Origin of the sequence: Nitrosarchaeum sp., from assembly GCF_025699065.1 — an archaeon.
Classification (GTDB): Archaea; Thermoproteota; Nitrososphaeria; order Nitrososphaerales; family Nitrosopumilaceae; genus Nitrosarchaeum.
This window is the reverse complement of record NZ_JAILWF010000002.1, coordinates 110,979-130,042: the sequence shown is the minus strand read 5'-3', so window position 1 is coordinate 130,042 and position 19,064 is coordinate 110,979. Positions and strand designations below refer to the sequence as shown.

Below are 19,064 nucleotides of genomic sequence, written 5' to 3'. Positions count from 1 at the left end.
ATATTTCTCCTAATGATGATGTGGATTCTTTGATTCAAATGGATAATAGTATTTGCCACCCAAGTTGAACGGATCGTCTGTATCTGCTAATTTTCCTTTTGCAGAACTGTGAATCATATTTATCAAAAATATTACCATACTGACACCAATAATCATAGCACCTACGGATGCAATTTGGTTCATAGCAATCCATTCTGGGATTGGAGGATAATCGAAAATTCTTCTTGGCATTCCATATAGACCAAGGACGTGTTGTGTGAAAAATACTAGAACTGTTCCTACAAATGACATTACAAAATGAACTTTACCCATATTTTCATTATACATTCTACCAGTAACATATGGGAACATGTAGTATAGATAACCTATAGAGCCAAATGCGATTGTTCCCATTACAAAGAGGTGGAAGTGACCAACTACCCAATAGCTGTCATGTGTCTGAAAGTCAAGTGGCATTGCAGCATTTACTACTCCACCTGCTCCTGCTGAGAAGAATAATGCAATTCCTCCAACTGCCCACATCATTGGTGTTGAAAACTTTATTCTACCATTCCACATTGTTGCAATAAAGTTAAAGACGTGCATTGCAGATGCCGGTACTGCAGCTAGTGTTCCAATCATAAATACTGTTTTTTCAGTAAATGACATTCCTGTAGCATACATGTGATGCGCCCAAGATGAGAAACTAACTATTGATAATAATACAAAGGCAAAGATTCCAGAACTGTGACTAAAGATTGGTTTCCTTGAAAATCTTGGAATAATTTCATACATCATTCCAATTGCTGGAATGACTAGCACATACACTTCAGGATGGAATGTAAACCAAAACAAGTGTGCATATGCAATTGGATCTCCACCCATTGCAGGATTAAAGAATCCAGATACTCCTAATCTATCAGTTAACAACATCAACAAGGCTGCAGCAAATGTTGGAATTGCAACAATAATGATTAAAGATGATGTTAAAAATGACCAAGCAAGTAAGGGCACTTGTCCAATTGACATGTCTGGATGTTTACATTTTAGAATAGTAACAACAAAGTTAATTGCTCCCAATACTGAAGAGACTCCCAAAATCTTTAGGCCAAATATCCACATATCTGCTGCAGGACCAGGTGCACTGATAATAGAATATGGCGGAGTTGCATACCAAGTAAAGTCAGCAAAGCCTAACCAAATTAGAGCACCAGAAGGAGGAATCATCCAAAATGCTATTGCATTTAATTTTGGATATGCCATGTCTTTGTATCGTACCATAATTGGTACAAAGTAGTTACCAACTGCCGATGCAAATGGTATGATAAACAAGAAGATCAGTGTTGTTCCATGCACGGTAAAAATTCTGTTAAAGGTCATAGCATCTGTGATGATTTGTGCTCCAGGGAAGAACAGCTCTGCTCTAATTGCAAGTGCTAATGCACCACCCATAAACAAGAATGCAAGAGATGTGATGAGGTATAGTAAGCCTACATCAGTATGATGTGTAGAAAACATTATTTGCCAAATTGGACGTGGCTTTTGTAATTCTAGAACCATTGATAATTCTCCTCACTTGAAAGTTTAGATAAAAGAGTTAGCATCAAGATGAATCATCCTCTATGATTAGTTTACCACGCATGTTATAGTGAATTAGTCCACAATATTCTCTGCATTGAATATCATGTTCGCCAGCTTCCATTGGAGCAAACCATACAGTATTGACTCTGCCAGGTACTGCATCCATCAATACAACATAATCATGAATATTAAATGAGTGATTGACATCTTTGGACATTATTTCAAATTTGTAAGCTTTGCCGACTTTAACATGTAGTTCACCAATTTCTTTTGTTCCGTCTTCATGCTCAAATGTCCAGAACCATTGTTGACCAGTGACTTTGATAACTTCGGCATCTGCTGGAACATGTTCGACAAGTCTTTCAGCATTCCAAGCTTCTGCACCTACCCAACACATTAGTGCAATTACAACTCCAACATAAACCCATTCTGGCCAGTTAGAATGATGTCCCATTTTTACCAAACTCCTTCCTTTTCATATGGAGTTGGAGTGGCTTTTGGATTTGATTCTCTGAATCTCCAACATAGCCAGATGATAGTTCCAGATACAACTGCACCCACTGTAAATGCCACAGTCATCATTCTATAAAATAAATTCCAAATTACTACTCTACGATCAAGATATTCACCAGGCTCGTCACCTGCAGCAAGTGCATATTCTGCTGCTGGAATGATTACCAAAATTGCCAATACTAAGAATAGACCAAATATACTCTTCATCAGCGGTTGAGAAACGTGGCCTGTAATTTCTATTTAAGGGTTTTCAAGATTATTAGTTACCAATCATGATTGAAACGAGATGGATCCATCACATTAATTCCAGAAATTGAAAATTTACGGTTGTATTCTCTAAAAATGTTCAATGAGGCATTTGCAATAATTAGCTCAAATAGATTTGTAGGTGAAAGATCAACTACTGTAGCTAACATTGCTTTGATTGGGTCCATATGAGTTACAAGTACAACGTTTTGATCAGGGTGTTTTTCAATCACATGATCAACAATGCTTAGTACACGTTTTTTGACTTCGGTGAAAGTCTCAACACCATTATGAGCAATTTCTAACTCACCATTATAGAATTTCATAAAGACATTTCCATGACTAGTAAAAATTTCATCATAAGGCACACCAGTGAATTTTCCCATATCAAGTTCAATTAATCTATCATCAGTTATTACATCAAGAGAGTTATGTTTAGCAACAATTTCTGCTGTGTGTTTTGCTCTTTCGATAGGACTAGAATAAATTGCAGATATGTTCATTTGCTCTAAGAATTTTGCTGTCTTTTCTGCCTGTTCGATTCCTTTTTCAGTTAATGGAATATTTGGAGTTCTTCCAGTTAGAATTCTTTCTATGTTATTTTTAGCTTGACCGTGTCGTAGAAAAATAACTGAGCCCAATATGATCGGATGTCAAATAAAGATAATAATAAGATTCTCAGAAGAATATCGTGAAAATTGGAATTATTGGTGGAACTGGAGGAATGGGAAAAGGATTTGCTCTTAGATGGTCTCAAAATCACAATGTAATTGTAGGATCAAGGGATGCAAAAAGGGCATCAGAGTCTGCAAATGAATATACAAATATTGTAAAGGAATCATTTGGGCAGATTAATGGAACAATTACAGGCAATGACAATATCTCAGTTGCAAAAGAAAGCGATGTTTTGATTTTATCAATACCTTATGAAAACATTGATTCAGTTTGCTCAGAAGTTTTATCTCAAGTTAAAGATAGTTGTGTAGTTGTATCTCCAATTGTTCCAATGATAAAAACAGATGTAGGATTTGAATTTATTCCAATTAAAGAGAATAAACCATTTTCTTATCAACTTGTTTTAAAACATATGAAAAATAAATCAAAGTTGGTTTCAGCATTTCATGTGATTTCAGAAAAGAAGCTTGTTAATCCAACAATGGTACTGGATTATGATATTTTTGTATGCGGTGATGATAAAGATGCAATTGATGTGGTAAACGGTTTGATCAATGAAATCAAAGGTTTAAGACCAATTTATTTAGGACCAGGAGAATTATCATATCTTGCAGAGATATCAACACCGTTATTGCTAAATGCAATGATACGAAATAAAATAAAAAATCCAGGTATCAAAATTATCTAAGTATTGCAAATGAGTCACGAGTATTTTCGTAGGGGAAGAAACTGGTATACTGCAGTTGGCTCTTTGTTTTTAATTATGGCAGGAATAGTTCTTGTAAGACAACTAATACTTTGGGGACCAGAATTTGTAGAGGATTTTATTTTAAATTCTGAATTTACCAATGAAAAAGTGTCAGTAGGTATGATTGGCTTTGGGATTTTTATGATACTATTAGGATTTAGAAACCATGAACCGCAAAGATGAATTTTTAAAAACCCAAAAAATTTTACATCTTACAACAATAGGAAGTAAAAATATTCCACATATAGTACCTGTATGGTATTTGTATAGTTCAAAAAAAATCTACGTAGGTACAAACACTAAAACCAAAAAGGCACAAAATGTTAAAAAAAATAACAAAGTTGCATTTTGTGTAGATGTAGGAGTAAATTCTCCAATTTTTGGAGTAATGGGTCAAGGAAACGCAAATATCATTTTAGAAAATAACAAAGTAAAAAAAATTGCAAAAAAAATACTTGCAAGGTATTTCAAAAGTTTGCAAAACAAGTCTGCGGTAGAACTATTAGACAATACAGACTGCATTATAGAGATAATTCCACAAAAGTTTTCAGTTTGGAGTTATTAGCTGACAAAGTCTTCAATTTTGTTCATTGCCGAATCTAAAATTTCAAGACTTGGCAAATACACCAATCTAAAGTGTCCACTACCATATTTTTCTCCAAATCCAGAACCATGTACAGTTAAAACTCCTTTTGTTTCTAAAAGTTTTTGTACAAACTCTTTATCAGTTCCAAATTTATTATCTTCAATTTTTGGAAAAGCATAGAACGCGCCTTTTGGATTAGGACAAGATAAACCAGGCATTTCATTGAGTCGTTTTACAACAAGATCTCTTCGCTTTTTTAATTCAGATACAAATTCTGCGATGTATCCTTGTGGTCCTCGCAACGACTCTAATGCAGCATACTGAACTGGGAGATTACTAGCAATTCTTACTCGTGCAAGTTTTGGAAGATTTTCTCTTAGTGCATCAAGTTTTGATGATTGATTAAATGCAATGTATCCAATTCTCCATCCAGACATTAGATGGACTTTGGAGAATCCATTTAGAACAATAACTGGCGAATCACCTGCAACTTTTCCAATTCCTACAAATTTTTGATCAAAAATTATTTGATCATAAATCTCATCACAAATAATATACAAATTATGTTGATTTGCAATTTCTACTAATTTTTTTAGTGATGATTCATTAAATACTACACCTGTAGGGTTATTTGGACTGATCAAGCAAATAGCAATTGTTTTTGATGTAATCTTTGATTTAATATCTTCAATATCAGGCGTAGAGTTATCCAAGTCTACTGCAAACTCTACTGGGATTCCTCCATGTAATCTAACGTACGAGGCATATGGTGGATAATATGGACCAGGTAAGAGAACTTCGTCACCTTCTTCAACAATAGAGGATATTACCATATCAAGTCCTTCAGAAACTCCATTTGTGATTAAAACGTCATCATGTGAGATGGATAATCCTTTTACATTTTCTTTTTTTGCAATTTCCACTCTTAGTTCTTTGAGACCTTCTGATGTGGAATAAAAGTTCTCTCCATTTCTTATTGCATTTATCATTGCCTCTTTTACATTATCAGGAGGTTGAAAACCAAATTGCACAGGATCACCTATGTTGAGATAATCAACTTTCATTCCTTTTTCTTCAACTTTTCTTGCAGCTAGAACGATATCCCTAATTGCATATTCAACTCCAGCTACTTTTTTTGATATTTTCAAAGTACCTAGACAGATATTTAGGCCTGTTAAATTCTTACTTGTTTGGACTCGTTGCACAGTCTGGATAGTGCGAGCGGCTTCGAACCGCTAGGTCGAGGGATCGAAGCCCTCCGAGCCCTCAGATTATTTTATTAAACAAACAGTTCACATACTTGATGAATTGAAATTCTCTTTGTTCAAAATTGGTGTGATGTTATGTGTGATTGGAATGATTTGGATATCGTTTGTTTTTGTACAAGGAGACAAAATATCTGAGGAAATTGCACTAGAATCATCAAATTCGCATGATCTAAAGCTGAGTTTGAATGGTAAAGGTATCGGATATTACAAAGTATTCATGCCGGAATTTAGCGGTGAGCAGATATTTGTTCAAATTTTAGATAATAACCAGAACATAATATCTGAAGAAAGTGTTCAGACAAAAATGTCTGTAGGATATTTTGATTTTGAGAAAAGTGGAACATATACAGTAAAAGTGACAAATCCTTCAAAAAATCAAATAAATTTGCAAATTGAGTTGGGAGATGCTGGCTCAGAAGTTATGATACCCCCAGGAATAATGATACTAGTAGGTGCAGTAATTATTATTTTTTCATCATATATGAAATTAAAAAATTACAAGATTGAACATCCAGATAAGAATATCTTGTAAACTGGAAGACATTGTATTGTGTGGCCAAAAATAAACACCAGATTAAACACAAGCCAAGTTGTAAAAAACAAAAATGAAATTATTGAGAAAGGTAAAAGTACTTTGAGTTTTGTTTTTTCAAGATTTTTTAATATTAGAAATCCACCCAGTGCAGATAAGACTAGACCAAATTCTAGTGGCTGATGAGACCAAGATATCAAACCGTCAATTCCAAAAAGTTCATGTGAAAGTGAATCGGCATATCCTGATACAATCTGAATTAGTGAACCCGTAATCACTAGAATGATTCCATTTTTAAGAGAATTTTTGGTAGAATTTCGAAGTAAAAGAATGGTTCCAACTATAGCTGCACTTGTAGTTATTGAAACGCCAGTATACACAACGATATGCTGTATGCTCCAAAAGAATTCAGGTTCTTTTTGAAGATGAGAAATTGCATCCCAAAAACCAGCAGATACAACTACAAATGGCCCAACAACTGCTAGAACGGAAACTAGAGATACAAGTGTGCTAGTCTTTGCAAGTGATGAATTTGAAAATTTCTGGATTAATTTCATTTTATGATGTCTCTTTGATCGTGTTATTTGAAGCGTTGTAAATTTATCAAATAAAAAAATTAAACATTGTGGGTAATTTTGAGAATTAACTATATTAGAACAAAAGAATCAGAGATAGTATGAATCCAGGAATAGGATTAATGAAGAGAAGACTGGAAAAAGAAAGAGATGCAATCTCTTTAGCTGTTTCAGGTATTGCAAAAGAATACAACGTTCAACCAGAAAACATCAAGACGCTTGAGACAAAATATGATGGGGATGCAGGTGACTGGTATGTTGCACTTGGTTGGGATGAGAAAAAAGCTATTGTTAAGATGGATTCTGTGTTGGGAACAATTACAGAAATTAAAGAAATCTAACTAGTAAAAATTCTTATTAAAAATAATTTTAGACGTAAATCTTTAGTTTAGTCGTCATCATCATGGTCATCATCATGATCTTTAGATTTCTTGTCTTTCTTCAAATCTTTTAGTTGTTCTTTAAGCTCTTTTTCTTGTGCTTTGAATTTTTTCTCTAATGCTTTTAGCTGTTCTTTTAGTATTTTTTCTTGAGCTTTGAAATCTTTCTTTAGTGTTGTTATCTGTTCTTCTATTAACTTTTTATTAATATTTTGATTCTGGTCGTTTTCACATGCTCCAACTGTATCTCCATGCTTTAGATGAGCAGAGATAGCGTTTACTGAAACAGAAATTGTCTTCTTGTCTTTATGGCAGATATTGACTTTATCATCATTATCATCATCAGGATCATCAAATGGAGTTACAGTTACAGAAACAGTTGCAATATCAGTTAACAATCCATCAGATATTGTATAACGGAAAGAGTCTACTCCATGAAAGTTTGGCTTTGGAATGTAAGTTACAATGGTACTGTTTGTTGTGACTGTTCCATTAGCTCCTTGTGTTACAGAACTAATTGTGAGTGAATCACCATCTACATCAGAGTCGTTGTTTAGTACAGAAATGATTACTGAGGTGTTTTCTGGGGTTGTTGCAGTATTATTTTGTGCTATTGGTGCATCATTAACGGGATTAACAAAAAGTGTAACTGTGGCATTGTTACTACTATGCGTTCCGTTGGTTGCAACATAGGTAAATGAATCAACAGAATTAAAATTTGAATTAGGAGTATAGGTAAATGTTCCATTCAAATTTAGCGTAAGGATTCCAAAACCAACGCTAGTCTGAATTATTGCAAAGAAATCATTATCAATATTTGCATCATTTATCAAAACTCCGTTAGAATCAACAGTAAGAATTGAATCCTCATTTAATGAGTATTGATCATTTTGTGCTGTAGGTATTTGAGCAAATGCAAAACTTGAGGAAAATGCTCCTGATATCAGCACAGCAAACAGAAACAGTCCTAAAAGTTTTTGCATGATTAAGAAATCTCAAAATTACATTTAACCAGCAGGCAGAAAATATCAGTAACAAAGATAAGAAATGGTTATAAGAAATGATTCTCCAAATCCAGTTTACTTTTCATAAAGAAATTTAATTACAGAATAACAATGATAACAGTATGAGAGCGATTGTTCTTGGAGGCTCAAGAGGAATGGGTAAGGCAATCTCAGAGTCGTTAAGATCAATAAAGATAGATGTTTTTGCAGCATCAAAAGATGATATTGATACTTCAAATTTAGATAGTGTTAAAAAATTTGTACAAAACCATAATCAAACAGACATACTAGTACTCAACACAGGTGGACCTGAAGCTAAAGAATTTGCAAATATTACAGAAGATGACTGGAAAAAATATCATAATCAATTATTTTTAGGGTTTTGTATGATTTTACAAAACATCAAGATTAATGATGGTGGTTACATATTTTTGATTAGTTCTAGCGTAATTAAAGAGCCAAATAAAAAATTGATAATATCTTCTGCATATCGTGCTGCATTTAGTGAAGTCTTTAAGATTCTAAGCAAAGACTATGCTGCAAAAAATATCAGTTGTATCAATATTGCACCAGGTCCAATTAATACAGATAGAACAAAAGAGCTAATTGAAAACATTGATGAATACAAAAAGTCACTACCAATGAAACGACTTGGGGAACCTGAAGAAATTGGAAACTTTGTCAAAGCAATCATTGAAAACAAGATAAAGTATCTATCAGGCGTTGTAATTAATTTTGATGGTGCAAATTCAAATTATATTTTCTAAGTTTATTTTTTGAATTCAACATTTGGTGCATCTGGTTGATTTTGAATTGCGATCAATCCACCTTCACGTAGTTGTTGGAGTAACTGCATTACTTCTTTTTCTACTTGATTTCTTTGCAGTCCTGTTTGTTGTGCAAATATTTCTACTAGTTCAGTGACTTTACGTTGTCCATTGCATGATTTCCAAAAATCCACAATTGCCTGATTAACCATAAATCCTTGATCATGTTCATTAGCTAGTACCATTGAACCATCTTCTTGTTGTACCAATTTACCAACTCCTTGAGGTAACGCAATTTCATAATTAATTGGAGCTGGTGTAGTCATTGTATTTGTCATGTTTTTGATTTTTGCTTTTCCTTCCTCAGTCATGCTATCCATTGTCCATTTTGGTTCCCAGACAATGTCTACTTTGACATTATTTACTCCTGGAACTTTTTTTGCATATCTTGTTACATCTTGAACCAATGTTTCATGTAACGGACAACCTTGAGTTGTCATTGTCATTTTGATATTTACATTATTATCTTCAGCTACATCAATTCCATAGATTAGTCCCATCTCTACAATGTTTAGCGGAACTTCGGGATCCATGCATTGTTTAAGAGATTCTTTAATGGCTTGTGCAGTGACAGTGCTCATATTATTTAATGCAATATAAAATCAATAAAAACTTTCTATTAATTAGCTTCAAATAATTTTTTGATAGATTCTTCATATGGTGGTTTTGCCACGCCTTTTTCAGTAATTATTCCAGAGATCAGCTCAGGCGGAGTCATATCAAATGCAGGATTTATCACGTTGATATCATCTGGTGCTGTTTTTTTATCGCCAATTCCAGTAACTTCGGTTCCCTTTCGCATCTCAATAATTACATCTTTGGCATCACTAGTCATATCAAAAGTGGACAATGGTGCTGCTACGTAAAACGGAATCCCATGTTGCTTTGCCATAGTTGCTACCTGATATGTTCCGATTTTGTTAAAGACATGGCCAGTTCTTACAATTCTATCAGCACCAACAACTACCTTGGTGACTAGTCCGTTTGCCATCGAATATCCTACCGCAGTATCAGGAATCAGACTAACATCAAACCCATCATGCTTTAGCTCAAACGCTGTCAATCTAGAGCCTTGTTGTATTGGTCTAGTTTCTGTAGCTATAACTTTGATGTTTTTTCCGCTCTCCCTTGTTGCTCTAATTACACCTAACGCAGTTCCATAAGCTACAGTAGCTAATGCTCCTGCATTACAATGAGTCATTATGGTATCGTTATTATCAAATAAAACAGAACCATTTTTTCCCATAGTTTTGTTTATTTGGATATCTTCATCTGCCATCTTTTTTGATTCATCAATCACCAATTGTTTGATTTGCTCAACCGTATCTCCAGAATTTACAATCTTCATAATTTTATCCAAGCCCCATTTTAGATTTACAGCAGTTGGTCTTGTCTCATATAGGATTTTTCTTGCTTTTTCCAAATCTAAGACAAGTTGATCTTTTGTAACTGCTTTGCTTTGTAACGCCGCTAGAGCCAAGCCAAAAGCGCCAGATACCCCAATAGCAGGAGCGCCTCTCACAACTAGAGTTCTAATAGCATCTGCCACTTGGTTATAATCGTCATATGTTACAAAGACTAACTGATTTGGTAGTTTGGTTTGGTCAATCATTACTACTTTGTTATCTTTCCATTCTACTGTTCTTAGCGAGGAATCAATCACAGTATTATCCATTATTCGTATCAGAGTCAGGCTTTTTAAAAATCATTGGAAGAGAAGAGCAAATAGAGAAAATTTCATCTCAAATTATGTGTCTAGAGAACAGATTTACCGTTTGTATCAGTTTATGAGAAGCGGCTTCTGGCAAACATGTATTCTAGACTTCTCAAGGATTTTTAGATTTACAAATTGTTATATTGTTTTTGAATATTTTGAATCATATTGCTAGACATTGCAACAATAGATAAAGTAGACACACAGGGAATGTACAAAATATATGATAAATGGCCAGAGATTGCACGCGAATCATTTGAGTCCAAGCAAGAACCTATTGATTTTGGTCGTATTGATGACATAGTATTTGCAGGAATGGGAGGATCGGGGGCTATAGGCGATATATTTTCATCTATTTTATCAAAAACAAATATTCATGTTAATGTTGTAAAGGGATATCATTTACCACAAACAGTTGATTCTAATACATTGGTAGTAGTTGTTAGTGTTTCTGGCAATACAATTGAATCACTTTCTGTTTTAGATTCTGCTTATAAGATGAAAAGCAAAATCATCGTATTTTCCTCAGGAGGAAGAATGTTGGAATATTGTATAAAAAATAAAATAAAACACAGAATTATTCCACAACATCATTCTCCTCGGGCTTCTTTTACTTCATATTTGTATACTGTGTTAAATGTATTACAATCAACACTTGAAATTAAAAAACAAGATATTTTTGAATCAATAAAAAAAATGGAAGAACTCAATAAAAAAATTAATTCATCAAATCTAACTGATGATAATCCATCTCTTAATCTGGCAAAATGGATTAATGATATTCCAATAATTTACTATCCTTATGGATTGCAATCTGCTGCAATCAGATTTAAAAACTCACTTCAAGAAAATATAAAAATGCATGCTTTTACTGAAGATGTGATAGAAACTTGTCACAATGGAATTGTTTCGTGGGAAAGGAAATCCACTATTCAGCCAATCTTAATTGAGGGTCAAGATGATCATATCGGAACTAAGGAGAGATGGAAAATTCTTAAAGAATTTTTACAACAAAATAAAATTGAATATAAAGAAATAATGTCAGTGAATGGTAGTATCATATCAAAAGTAATCAATTTGATTTATCTCTTAGATTATTCTACAATATACAAAGCAGTTTTAGATGGAATAGATCCCACTCCCGTCAAATCAATTGATTATATTAAAAATAGACTATAGTATTTTTACATTAAATATGAGCACATTAAACATGGATATATTAAATATGAATACATTTCAGAGGATTGTTTTTTTGGAAGTCTTGAAATTTTGATTTTTGCTTTTAACAATTTAATTATTGACATGTTATAACAATATCTAGATTAGTTTTAAATGTATAAAAAAATTAATTAAAACATAATGGTTCCACATACTTTGTCCTTTTTATTTCTCTAAAAATCAAATATTGCTAAACGCTAAAACTTGTGATAAAACTGTATAAATACAGATTTTCCTAAAGCCCATCTGCAATTAAAGCAAATCGTATTAGCATAACAAGATTATGACACCAAACTAAAAGATAATCTTGAAATAAGTCGGTTCATTTCAAACATTATTTGGAATTAGAACAAATATTTGTTAATATTGTAATATTACTTGCAGCAGCCAGACTTCTTGGGGAATTATTTCGCAAGTTTAAACAGCCATCTTTAGGAGGTGAACTACTTGCAGGGATAATAGTTGGACCCACAATATTTGGAATTATCATTCCAAATGAAAATCTTGAACTGATTTCAACAATTGCAATTTTCTTTATGATGTTGTTTATAGGACTTGAAATGGATCTAAGAGAGCTTAGAAAAACAGGAAAATCCGCATTCATAATATCTGTATGTTCCCTAGTAATACCTTTTTTCATAGGTTTTCAAATATCCATTCTTTTTGGTTTATCATTAGTTCAATCACTGTTTATTGGATTATTGTTGTCTGTTACATCCGTACCTGTCAGTGCCATAATTTTATTAGAATTAGGGATATTAAAAACAAAAATAGGCAACACCGTAATGTCTGTTGCAGTAGTAGATGACATAATTACACTAGTCATACTTGCAGTAATTTTACAAATACACATGACAGGAAACACTTCACTTGATGTAGTTGACATTGGATTATCTATAATTCCTATGTTGATCTATCTTGTTGGAATTGTATTTTTAGCGTTTGCGATTCATAAATTCAATTATTGGTTCCCACACAGATTAGAATTATTCTTTACAAAAGCTAAGACTAGGGAAGCCACGTTTGGCATTTTGATAATTATGACAATAACATTATCACTTTTAGCACAACTAGCTGGTCTTCATTTTATCATAGGGACTTTCTTTGCAGGATTAATTTTTAGTGGAAAAATATTGGGTAAGAGGGAAGCCGATAAATCGTACGGAATATTATCTGGAGTAACATTTGGATTTTTTGCACCATTATTTTTTGCAATTCTGGGAATAAAATTCAGCGGTCAATCATTAGATGCAACCGTATTTCTATTGATATCATTGGTGGCACTAGGTATTTTTGGTAAAACTCTAGGCGGGTTTATTGGTGCCAGATTATGTAAATTATCAAAAGGGGAAAGTTTGGCAACGGCATCACTGTTAAACGGACGAGGAACTGTCGGTCTTGCCATTACTGCTTTAGCATACTCTATTGGGATTTTAGATCTTACTTTATTTTCTGTTGCAGTAGCAATTTGTTTTATTACCACAGTGTTAACACCAATTATTGCAAAACCTTGGTTAAAAAAAATAACAACATAACATATTGAAGATATCAAAGGATATACAGTGAGACTAAGGCAGAGAGATAATAGAGCCGTGCAAACTCAAATTTTATTTTTTAGATTAAAAAACGTGATCTCCAGCTACTGAACCAGAAGAGTGGAAATTAAAGTAATATCCATGTACAAAAGGATTGTCAGCCTTCATAGTAATCCATCCATCATCTATCAAAAATTCTTTTATTTCATCATCTAGGTTTAATCGATATTCTGAATTTGGTTTAAGACAAATTTCTTTTGTAATTGTAGATGAATCTTTTTTTCTATAGAAATTCATTTTAATATTAGCTGTTTGATTATAATTTTTTTTAGGTGAAAAATTACCTATAGTAATTATTGAGTTATTTACAAAAATTGGCGCCCAATGAAAAGATCCTGGCTTATTTTCAATACTTGGATTGCCTACTTTAGCATTAAAACAAATATTACAAGGCAACTTTGAGCGTGCTTTAGAGATTCCTACATCTAATCCAAATTTTATTCGAGTAGGAATTTTTTGGCTAGAAAATTTTGTAATTATATGAGCAGATACAGCAGAATTATGAGCAATATACGATTCAGTAAGTAATTTGTTAAAATTTATCTTAACTAATTTTGATTCTTTACTATTAAAACTCATAAAGTGATCGAAATTATGTAATTCATTGCCATTTTTATCATAAATAATTATTTGGATATCAAAATTTGAAGGAGAGAAATTTGGATATATTACTAATTCAGTATAGAGATTATTTTTTAGGAATAATGGTATGTAAATAGATGAATCATAAAAATTTGAATTAATTCTATTCCAAAAATCTGTTTCCGAGTCACATAGAGTACAATCATAATATGAGTGTGTGAAGCTTAGTGATGGGAATGATGATTGAATATTTCCTACTAACAGTCTAGGGAAAAATCCTTCAAAATTATGGCTAATCGAAATTGATCCTGAATTTCCATTAAGAATTTCACGTAATTTAGGAATGTGATCTTTAAATTTTATCAGTTTTGTTTCATATGGTTTTATGTTTCCCAGACTAAATGAACCCTTGAATTTTTCAGATTTATGGGTTGTAATAGTGTAATCAATACAACCATTATTATTTTTCAGTGGACCATTAACAAACGCCATAAACGGTTCAAGATCCTCATCACAGTAAATATCAAAACCAGATTCTGGAACTTTGAATTGTTCATTTTCATTTAGATCCTCAAAATCATTGTAGATTCTCTCTATGGTATGAACACAAGTACTAAATTGTTCATTAAAATATTCTAGAACTAATGCAGGATATGGAAAAACCATATCTCGTGTTGTATTAAATTCTAGTTCGATTGAACCAAGAAAGTCAGATTGTATGTAATGTATTTCTTTAAGCAAAGAGTCTAAATTTATAGAAAATGCCTGAACTGTTGAAATAACATTCGTTTTTCTTGATAAAAGACTTCCAGAATTATCTCTTAAAGTGATGATAATACTTACTTCAGGTATATCTCTTTTAATTAGCCAATACCCAAGAAATAAAATTCTTGAACTATAATATTGATTTTTTATTACAGGAAAAATTCCTGAACTTCTAAGAATAGGCTTTCTAAAACTTTCTTGTGTTTCCCCAAATTCTAATCTTGATGATAGATGTTTTGAATAACTTTTCAAACAGTTATAATTTCTTCAAATAGTTAAAATAGATTGTCATTTATTAAGCTAAAACAAATGTGTTATTGATTAGGGATGACAATTAATCCACCTTCACGAAGTTGTTGAATCAATTGCATTACTTCTTTTTCAACCATCCTATTTGGGCATAATTCCATAAAAAATCGTTTATGAAGTATAGATAGTTAATCTACGACTTTAAATACATAGGATAAAAATCTCATTTCATGACAACAATAGTTGGAATTCCAGCTTACAATGAAGAAAAAAATATCGCAAAAATTATTTTACAATTAAAAAAAATTGTGGATATTATAATTGTGTGTGATGATGGATCATCTGATCTTACTGGAGAAATAGCTAAAGAAATGGGAGCCAATGTGATTAAACATGAAAAAAATTTAGGATATGGTTCTGCAATAAGATCAATTTTTGATAAAAGTAAAGAGATCGGTGGAGATATTTTGATAACGTTTGATGCAGATGGACAACATAGAGTTGAAGATATTGCTAAAGTAACTCAACCAATATTGAACAATGAGGCAGATATTGTAATTGGTTCAAGATTTTTAGATAGCTCAGAAAATATTCCAAAATATAGAAAAGTAGGCATTAAAGCAATAACAGGTCTTACAAATATAACAGCAGGAACAAAAATTTCAGATTCACAAAGTGGTTTTAGAGCATATAGTAAAGATGTAATTGAAAAAATTAATCTAACTGAAATAGGTATGGGTGTTTCTACCGAAGTTTTAATTAAAGCTGCAAAACAAAACCTTCGAATTTCAGAAGTTCCAATTAGAGTTTTGTATGAAGGTGATACATCAACTCATAACCCAGTATCACATGGGACTTCTGTAATTTTAAGTACAATAAAATATGTAGCTATGGAAAGACCATTAAGTTTCTATGGGATTCCAGGTATGATTTTTCTTGGGATTGGATTATTTTTTGGTGTTTGGACATTACAAATTTTTTCTTATGAGCGTCAAGTAATTACAAATATTGCATTACCTAGTGTAGGCGGAGTTATAATTGGAGTAATTCTATTAGTCACTGCAACAATATTACATTCGATGGTAAGTATAATTAGAGAAAAACGATGAAAAATTTATTTGATTAATTTTTTATTATAAATTAAATATAACCACAAGTAGTCAAACACATTGGAATATACTTTCAAAAATCAAATTATTATAGATAATCAAAAAATCGGATTTAATAATCCATGTTATATAATTGCAGAAATAGGCATTAACCATAATGGAGATTTAGAATTAGCTAAAAAATTAATTGATGCAGCTGTTTATGCAGGAGTTAATGCGGTAAAATTCCAAAAGAGGCATTTGGACAATATTTATCAAAAAAACATTCTAGAAAATCCAACATTAGAAAGCCAAGGAACTGAAATTTTAATTGAAGTTTTAAAAGAAGTAGAGTTCACGGATGATGATTTTAAAAAAATTATTTCATATTGTAAAGAAAAGAGCATAACATTTCTTTGTACTCCATGGGATATTCCAAGTGTAGATTTTTTGGAACGATTCAACGTTCCAGCATATAAAATTTCTTCAGCAGATTTAACAAATTTTCCATTGATAAAATATATTTCAAAATTAAAAAAACCCATGATTATTTCAACAGGGATGTCTACAATAGAAGAAATTGAAAAGACGGTAGATTTTGTTAAAAATGAAAATGTGCCACTTATTCTTCTTCATTGTAATAGCACATATCCATCACCGATCGATCTACTAAATCTAAGTTTAATTCCAACTTTAAGAGAAAAATTCAATATTCCAATAGGATATAGTGGGCATGAATCTGAAATAACCCCATCTATTATGGCAGCAAATATTGGTTCTATAGTTATTGAAAGGCACATTACTTTAGATAAAACTATGAAAGGATTAGATCAAGCAGCATCATTAGAACCAAATGATTTCAAAAAATTGGTACAAGAGATCAGAATCTGTGAAAAAGCGAAGGGAAATCCAATTAAAAAAATGACTAGAGGAGAAATTCTACAAAGAGAAGTTTTAGGAAAAAGTATTGTATGTTCATCAGACATAAAACGTGGTGATATTTTTTCTGAAAGAAATATTGATGTAAAAACACCTGCTAGAGGAATTTCACCTCAGTACTATTTTGAACTGATTGGTAAGAAATCAACACGAGATATCAAAAAAGGTGAATATCTCCAGATGGATGATTTAAAATGATTTTAGGAATGAAAGTCAGAAAACCAGATTTGAATGATATGCTCAAGTTTAATCCTCGATATCTAGAGTTTCACTTTTCAGACAGCGATCTAAAATTAGAGCTTGATGGAAAATTTAATCAAAATTTGATAGTTCACTGTTATGAATATTTTGAACGTAAACTTCTGGATATCGTGAGTTTAAAAGAGACAAATCAAATCCACTCAAAAGAAAAAACATTAGAGTTGATTCAGATGGCGATTGATAAAACAATTTCTTTAGGTGAACAATTTCAAGGAGTTCCTTCAATTATAGTTCATCCTGGAGGTTATTCATTATACGAATCAAAACAAGAGGATATTAGTATGATGCAAGGAATGATCATTGATTCAGTAAAACAATTAGATTTCAAAAACATAAATTTTCTGCTTGAAAATATGCCACCATACGCATGGTTTTTTGGTGGAAGATGGTACAGTAATGTTTTCCTCAGTGCCGAAGACATGTACAATTATTGTAAAGATACAGGTCTAAAGGTATGTTATGATCTTTGCCATTCACATCTTTATTGTAATAAAAATAATTTATCAGTTGTTGATGAATTGTTAAAAATTGGAAAGTATGTTGAGCATTTTCATATTTCAGACGCAGCAGATGTAGATGGTGAGGGATTACAGTTTGGCGAAGGAGATTTGCCATTTGAAAAAGTAATTCCAATTTTAAACGGTTTTGAAAACAAAAGTTTTGCCATAGAGGTATGGAAAGGTCATGAAAGAGGAGGTAAAGGTTTCGAAGAATTTTTAGATAAGGTGAGAATAGCAGGATTGATAGTATCATGAAAAATGCATTAATCTTTGGTTTAACGGGTCAAGATGGGGCTTATTTATCGAATTTTCTTTTAAAAAAAGGATATAATGTTTTTGGTACTTTTAGAAGAACTAGCCACAAATGTTTTGAAAGACTAGATGAAATGAGAACATTTGATCAAGTAACTAGAATAAAAGCTGATCTTGCTGATCCTTCTTCAATTCAATCAGCTATTAGACAATCACAGCCAGATGAAGTTTATAATTTAGCTGCTCAGTCTTTTGTGGGTGCGTCTTTTCAACAACCAATTTTAACTGCAGATATTACAGGTCTTGGAACTCTTAGAGTTCTAGATGCATTAAAAGAGAATTCTCCAAATTCAAAATTCTATCAAGCATCTTCTAGTGAGATGTTTGGAAATTATTCTGGAATTAAAGATGAGAATTCGATTTTTAAACCTCGTAGTCCTTATGGAGCAGCAAAAGTATTTGCACATCATATTACTAATCATTACAGAGAGGCTTACAATATTTTTGCATGTTGTGGAATTTTATTTAATCATGAATCACCATTTAGAGGGATTGAATTTGTTACTAGACGTATTACATGGAATCTTGCAAGAATAAAATTTAAAAAAGCTGAAAAATTCAATTTAGGAAATATTTATGCAAAAAGAGATTGGGGATTTGCTGGTGATTTTGTAGAAGCTATGTGGTTAATGTTACAACAAAAATATCCAGATGATTATGTTATTTCAACAGGTGAATCTCATTCTGTTGAAGAATTTTTAACATTAGCTACTGAATATGCAGGTATGGGAGACTGGCATGATTTTGTAGAAATCGATAAATCAATTATGAGGCCTACGGACATAGATGAATTAATTGGAAATTCATCAAAAGCACAAAAACAACTAGGATGGAAACCTAAAATGAGTTTTAAAGATTTAGTAAGAAATATGGTTGAACATGACATGGAATATTTTAGATTAAGGAAGGATATGTTTGAAAATTAAT

The 19,064-nt window shown here is 32.1% G+C and carries 22 protein-coding genes and 1 tRNA gene; 13 read left to right on the top strand and 10 right to left on the bottom strand.

What is annotated here, in order from left to right; translation table 11 throughout:
- Positions 1 to 9: 9 nt before the first annotated feature.
- The 4 genes from K5782_RS02925 to K5782_RS02910 are packed head-to-tail and all read right to left on the bottom strand — an operon-like array spanning position 10 to position 2,960.
- Positions 10 to 1,539: a cbb3-type cytochrome c oxidase subunit I gene (locus tag K5782_RS02925; protein WP_179365726.1), complete on the bottom strand. Its 1,530-nt coding sequence runs from the start codon at positions 1,537 to 1,539 to the stop codon at positions 10 to 12.
- Positions 1,540 to 1,582: 43 nt separating this feature from the next.
- Entirely contained in the window at positions 1,583 to 2,014 is a 432-nt protein-coding gene (locus K5782_RS02920) for a cupredoxin domain-containing protein (RefSeq protein ID WP_179365725.1), read from the bottom strand.
- A 2-nt stretch (positions 2,015 to 2,016) separates the two neighbouring features.
- On the bottom strand, positions 2,017 to 2,280 hold the full coding sequence (locus K5782_RS02915; protein ID WP_297463915.1) for a heme transporter CcmC: 264 nt from the start codon (positions 2,278 to 2,280) through the stop codon (positions 2,017 to 2,019).
- A gap of 56 nt (positions 2,281 to 2,336) precedes the next feature.
- Entirely contained in the window at positions 2,337 to 2,960 is a 624-nt protein-coding gene (locus K5782_RS02910; protein WP_297463914.1) for a histidine phosphatase family protein, read from the bottom strand.
- Between the two features lie 50 nt (positions 2,961 to 3,010).
- Between K5782_RS02910 and npdG the strand changes: the two genes are divergently transcribed.
- From npdG to K5782_RS02895, 3 genes are read left to right on the top strand one after another with little or no spacing between them, the layout of a single operon-like run.
- Positions 3,011 to 3,682 (top strand): NADPH-dependent F420 reductase, encoded by a 672-nt coding sequence (gene npdG, locus K5782_RS02905; RefSeq protein ID WP_297463913.1) that lies wholly within the window; start codon positions 3,011 to 3,013, stop codon positions 3,680 to 3,682.
- Between the two features lie 9 nt (positions 3,683 to 3,691).
- Entirely contained in the window at positions 3,692 to 3,925 is a 234-nt protein-coding gene (locus K5782_RS02900) for a hypothetical protein (protein WP_297463912.1), read from the top strand.
- Positions 3,909 to 4,307, top strand: a complete 399-nt coding sequence (locus K5782_RS02895; protein WP_297463910.1) for a pyridoxamine 5'-phosphate oxidase family protein — start codon at positions 3,909 to 3,911, stop codon at positions 4,305 to 4,307. Before K5782_RS02900 ends, K5782_RS02895 begins: the two co-directional genes overlap by 17 nt.
- Here the strand turns inward: K5782_RS02895 and K5782_RS02890 are convergent.
- On the bottom strand, positions 4,304 to 5,476 hold the full coding sequence (locus K5782_RS02890; protein WP_297463909.1) for an aminotransferase class I/II-fold pyridoxal phosphate-dependent enzyme: 1,173 nt from the start codon (positions 5,474 to 5,476) through the stop codon (positions 4,304 to 4,306). The genes K5782_RS02895 and K5782_RS02890 overlap by 4 nt on opposite strands.
- A gap of 44 nt (positions 5,477 to 5,520) precedes the next feature.
- On the opposite strand from K5782_RS02890, the gene K5782_RS02885 reads away from it, so the two are divergent.
- Both K5782_RS02885 and K5782_RS02880 read left to right on the top strand, forming a co-directional pair.
- A tRNA-Arg gene (locus K5782_RS02885) sits at positions 5,521 to 5,595 on the top strand.
- 41 nt (positions 5,596 to 5,636) lie between these two features.
- Positions 5,637 to 6,128 carry a hypothetical protein gene (locus tag K5782_RS02880; RefSeq protein ID WP_297463907.1) on the top strand — a complete coding sequence of 164 codons (492 nt, stop codon included), beginning with the start codon at positions 5,637 to 5,639 and terminating at the stop codon, positions 6,126 to 6,128.
- Here the strand turns inward: K5782_RS02880 and K5782_RS02875 are convergent.
- The gene (locus tag K5782_RS02875; protein WP_297463906.1) at positions 6,092 to 6,685 is read right to left on the bottom strand and encodes a hypothetical protein; all 594 of its coding nucleotides are present in this window, start codon (positions 6,683 to 6,685) and stop codon (positions 6,092 to 6,094) included. The two genes, K5782_RS02880 and K5782_RS02875, sit on opposite strands and share 37 nt — an antisense overlap.
- A 119-nt stretch (positions 6,686 to 6,804) precedes the next feature.
- On the opposite strand from K5782_RS02875, the gene K5782_RS02870 reads away from it, so the two are divergent.
- Positions 6,805 to 7,044, top strand: coding sequence for a hypothetical protein (locus K5782_RS02870; RefSeq protein ID WP_297463905.1), 240 nt, complete (start codon positions 6,805 to 6,807; stop codon positions 7,042 to 7,044).
- A 47-nt stretch (positions 7,045 to 7,091) separates the two neighbouring features.
- Here K5782_RS02870 and K5782_RS02865 read toward each other — a convergent pair whose 3' ends face one another.
- Positions 7,092 to 8,066, bottom strand: a complete 975-nt coding sequence (locus K5782_RS02865) for an Ig-like domain-containing protein (RefSeq protein ID WP_297463903.1) — start codon at positions 8,064 to 8,066, stop codon at positions 7,092 to 7,094.
- 143 nt (positions 8,067 to 8,209) lie between these two features.
- Here K5782_RS02865 and K5782_RS02860 point away from each other — a divergent pair, with 143 nt between their 5' ends.
- Positions 8,210 to 8,854, top strand: a complete 645-nt coding sequence (locus K5782_RS02860; protein ID WP_297463902.1) for an SDR family oxidoreductase — start codon at positions 8,210 to 8,212, stop codon at positions 8,852 to 8,854.
- Positions 8,855 to 8,856: 2 nt separating this feature from the next.
- Here K5782_RS02860 and K5782_RS02855 read toward each other — a convergent pair whose 3' ends face one another.
- Together K5782_RS02855 and mtnA are read right to left on the bottom strand one after the other, a co-directional pair.
- A complete protein-coding gene (locus tag K5782_RS02855) occupies positions 8,857 to 9,495 on the bottom strand; it encodes a PqqD family peptide modification chaperone (RefSeq protein ID WP_297463901.1) in 639 nt (212 codons plus the stop codon).
- 38 nt (positions 9,496 to 9,533) lie between these two features.
- The gene (gene mtnA, locus K5782_RS02850; RefSeq protein WP_297463900.1) at positions 9,534 to 10,589 is read right to left on the bottom strand and encodes an S-methyl-5-thioribose-1-phosphate isomerase; all 1,056 of its coding nucleotides are present in this window, start codon (positions 10,587 to 10,589) and stop codon (positions 9,534 to 9,536) included.
- 207 nt (positions 10,590 to 10,796) lie between these two features.
- Between mtnA and K5782_RS02845 the strand changes: the two genes are divergently transcribed.
- Complete coding sequence (locus tag K5782_RS02845; RefSeq protein ID WP_366069312.1) at positions 10,797 to 11,807, top strand: SIS domain-containing protein; 1,011 nt, start codon at positions 10,797 to 10,799, stop codon at positions 11,805 to 11,807.
- Between the two features lie 377 nt (positions 11,808 to 12,184).
- Positions 12,185 to 13,381, top strand: a complete 1,197-nt coding sequence (locus K5782_RS02840) for a cation:proton antiporter (protein ID WP_297463898.1) — start codon at positions 12,185 to 12,187, stop codon at positions 13,379 to 13,381.
- Between the two features lie 84 nt (positions 13,382 to 13,465).
- Here K5782_RS02840 and K5782_RS02835 read toward each other — a convergent pair whose 3' ends face one another.
- On the bottom strand, positions 13,466 to 15,040 hold the full coding sequence (locus tag K5782_RS02835; protein WP_297463897.1) for a hypothetical protein: 1,575 nt from the start codon (positions 15,038 to 15,040) through the stop codon (positions 13,466 to 13,468).
- A gap of 227 nt (positions 15,041 to 15,267) precedes the next feature.
- Between K5782_RS02835 and K5782_RS02830 the strand changes: the two genes are divergently transcribed.
- Genes K5782_RS02830 through K5782_RS02815 form a run of 4 tightly spaced genes read left to right on the top strand, consistent with a single transcriptional unit; the run spans position 15,268 to position 19,063 of the window.
- On the top strand, positions 15,268 to 16,146 hold the full coding sequence (locus K5782_RS02830; RefSeq protein WP_297463896.1) for a glycosyltransferase family 2 protein: 879 nt from the start codon (positions 15,268 to 15,270) through the stop codon (positions 16,144 to 16,146).
- 60 nt (positions 16,147 to 16,206) lie between these two features.
- Positions 16,207 to 17,262, top strand: a complete 1,056-nt coding sequence (locus K5782_RS02825; RefSeq protein ID WP_297463894.1) for an N-acetylneuraminate synthase family protein — start codon at positions 16,207 to 16,209, stop codon at positions 17,260 to 17,262.
- The gene (locus tag K5782_RS02820; protein WP_297463893.1) at positions 17,259 to 18,080 is read left to right on the top strand and encodes a TIM barrel protein; all 822 of its coding nucleotides are present in this window, start codon (positions 17,259 to 17,261) and stop codon (positions 18,078 to 18,080) included. Before K5782_RS02825 ends, K5782_RS02820 begins: the two co-directional genes overlap by 4 nt.
- The gene (locus K5782_RS02815; protein WP_297463892.1) at positions 18,077 to 19,063 is read left to right on the top strand and encodes a GDP-mannose 4,6-dehydratase; all 987 of its coding nucleotides are present in this window, start codon (positions 18,077 to 18,079) and stop codon (positions 19,061 to 19,063) included. The genes K5782_RS02820 and K5782_RS02815 overlap by 4 nt, the downstream gene beginning before the upstream one ends.
- The last annotated feature ends 1 nt before the right edge of the window (position 19,064 follow it).

Excerpts from the sequence above, each read along its gene's own strand:
- K5782_RS02815 (WP_297463892.1), top strand. The coding sequence starts at position 18,077 with ATGAAAAATGCATTAATCTTTGGTTTAACGGGTCAAGATGGGGCTTAT.
- K5782_RS02875 (WP_297463906.1), bottom strand. The coding sequence starts at position 6,685 with ATGAAATTAATCCAGAAATTTTCAAATTCATCACTTGCAAAGACTAGC.
- K5782_RS02920 (WP_179365725.1), bottom strand. The coding sequence starts at position 2,014 with ATGGGACATCATTCTAACTGGCCAGAATGGGTTTATGTTGGAGTTGTA.
- K5782_RS02855 (WP_297463901.1), bottom strand. The coding sequence starts at position 9,495 with ATGAGCACTGTCACTGCACAAGCCATTAAAGAATCTCTTAAACAATGC.
- K5782_RS02860 (WP_297463902.1), top strand. The coding sequence starts at position 8,210 with ATGAGAGCGATTGTTCTTGGAGGCTCAAGAGGAATGGGTAAGGCAATC.
- K5782_RS02925 (WP_179365726.1), bottom strand. The coding sequence starts at position 1,539 with ATGGTTCTAGAATTACAAAAGCCACGTCCAATTTGGCAAATAATGTTT.
- K5782_RS02895 (WP_297463910.1), top strand. The coding sequence starts at position 3,909 with ATGAACCGCAAAGATGAATTTTTAAAAACCCAAAAAATTTTACATCTT.
- K5782_RS02820 (WP_297463893.1), top strand. The coding sequence starts at position 17,259 with ATGATTTTAGGAATGAAAGTCAGAAAACCAGATTTGAATGATATGCTC.
- K5782_RS02865 (WP_297463903.1), bottom strand. The coding sequence starts at position 8,066 with ATGCAAAAACTTTTAGGACTGTTTCTGTTTGCTGTGCTGATATCAGGA.
- mtnA (WP_297463900.1), bottom strand. The coding sequence starts at position 10,589 with ATGGATAATACTGTGATTGATTCCTCGCTAAGAACAGTAGAATGGAAA.
- K5782_RS02915 (WP_297463915.1), bottom strand. The coding sequence starts at position 2,280 with ATGAAGAGTATATTTGGTCTATTCTTAGTATTGGCAATTTTGGTAATC.
- K5782_RS02830 (WP_297463896.1), top strand. The coding sequence starts at position 15,268 with ATGACAACAATAGTTGGAATTCCAGCTTACAATGAAGAAAAAAATATC.
- K5782_RS02900 (WP_297463912.1), top strand. The coding sequence starts at position 3,692 with ATGAGTCACGAGTATTTTCGTAGGGGAAGAAACTGGTATACTGCAGTT.
- K5782_RS02870 (WP_297463905.1), top strand. The coding sequence starts at position 6,805 with ATGAATCCAGGAATAGGATTAATGAAGAGAAGACTGGAAAAAGAAAGA.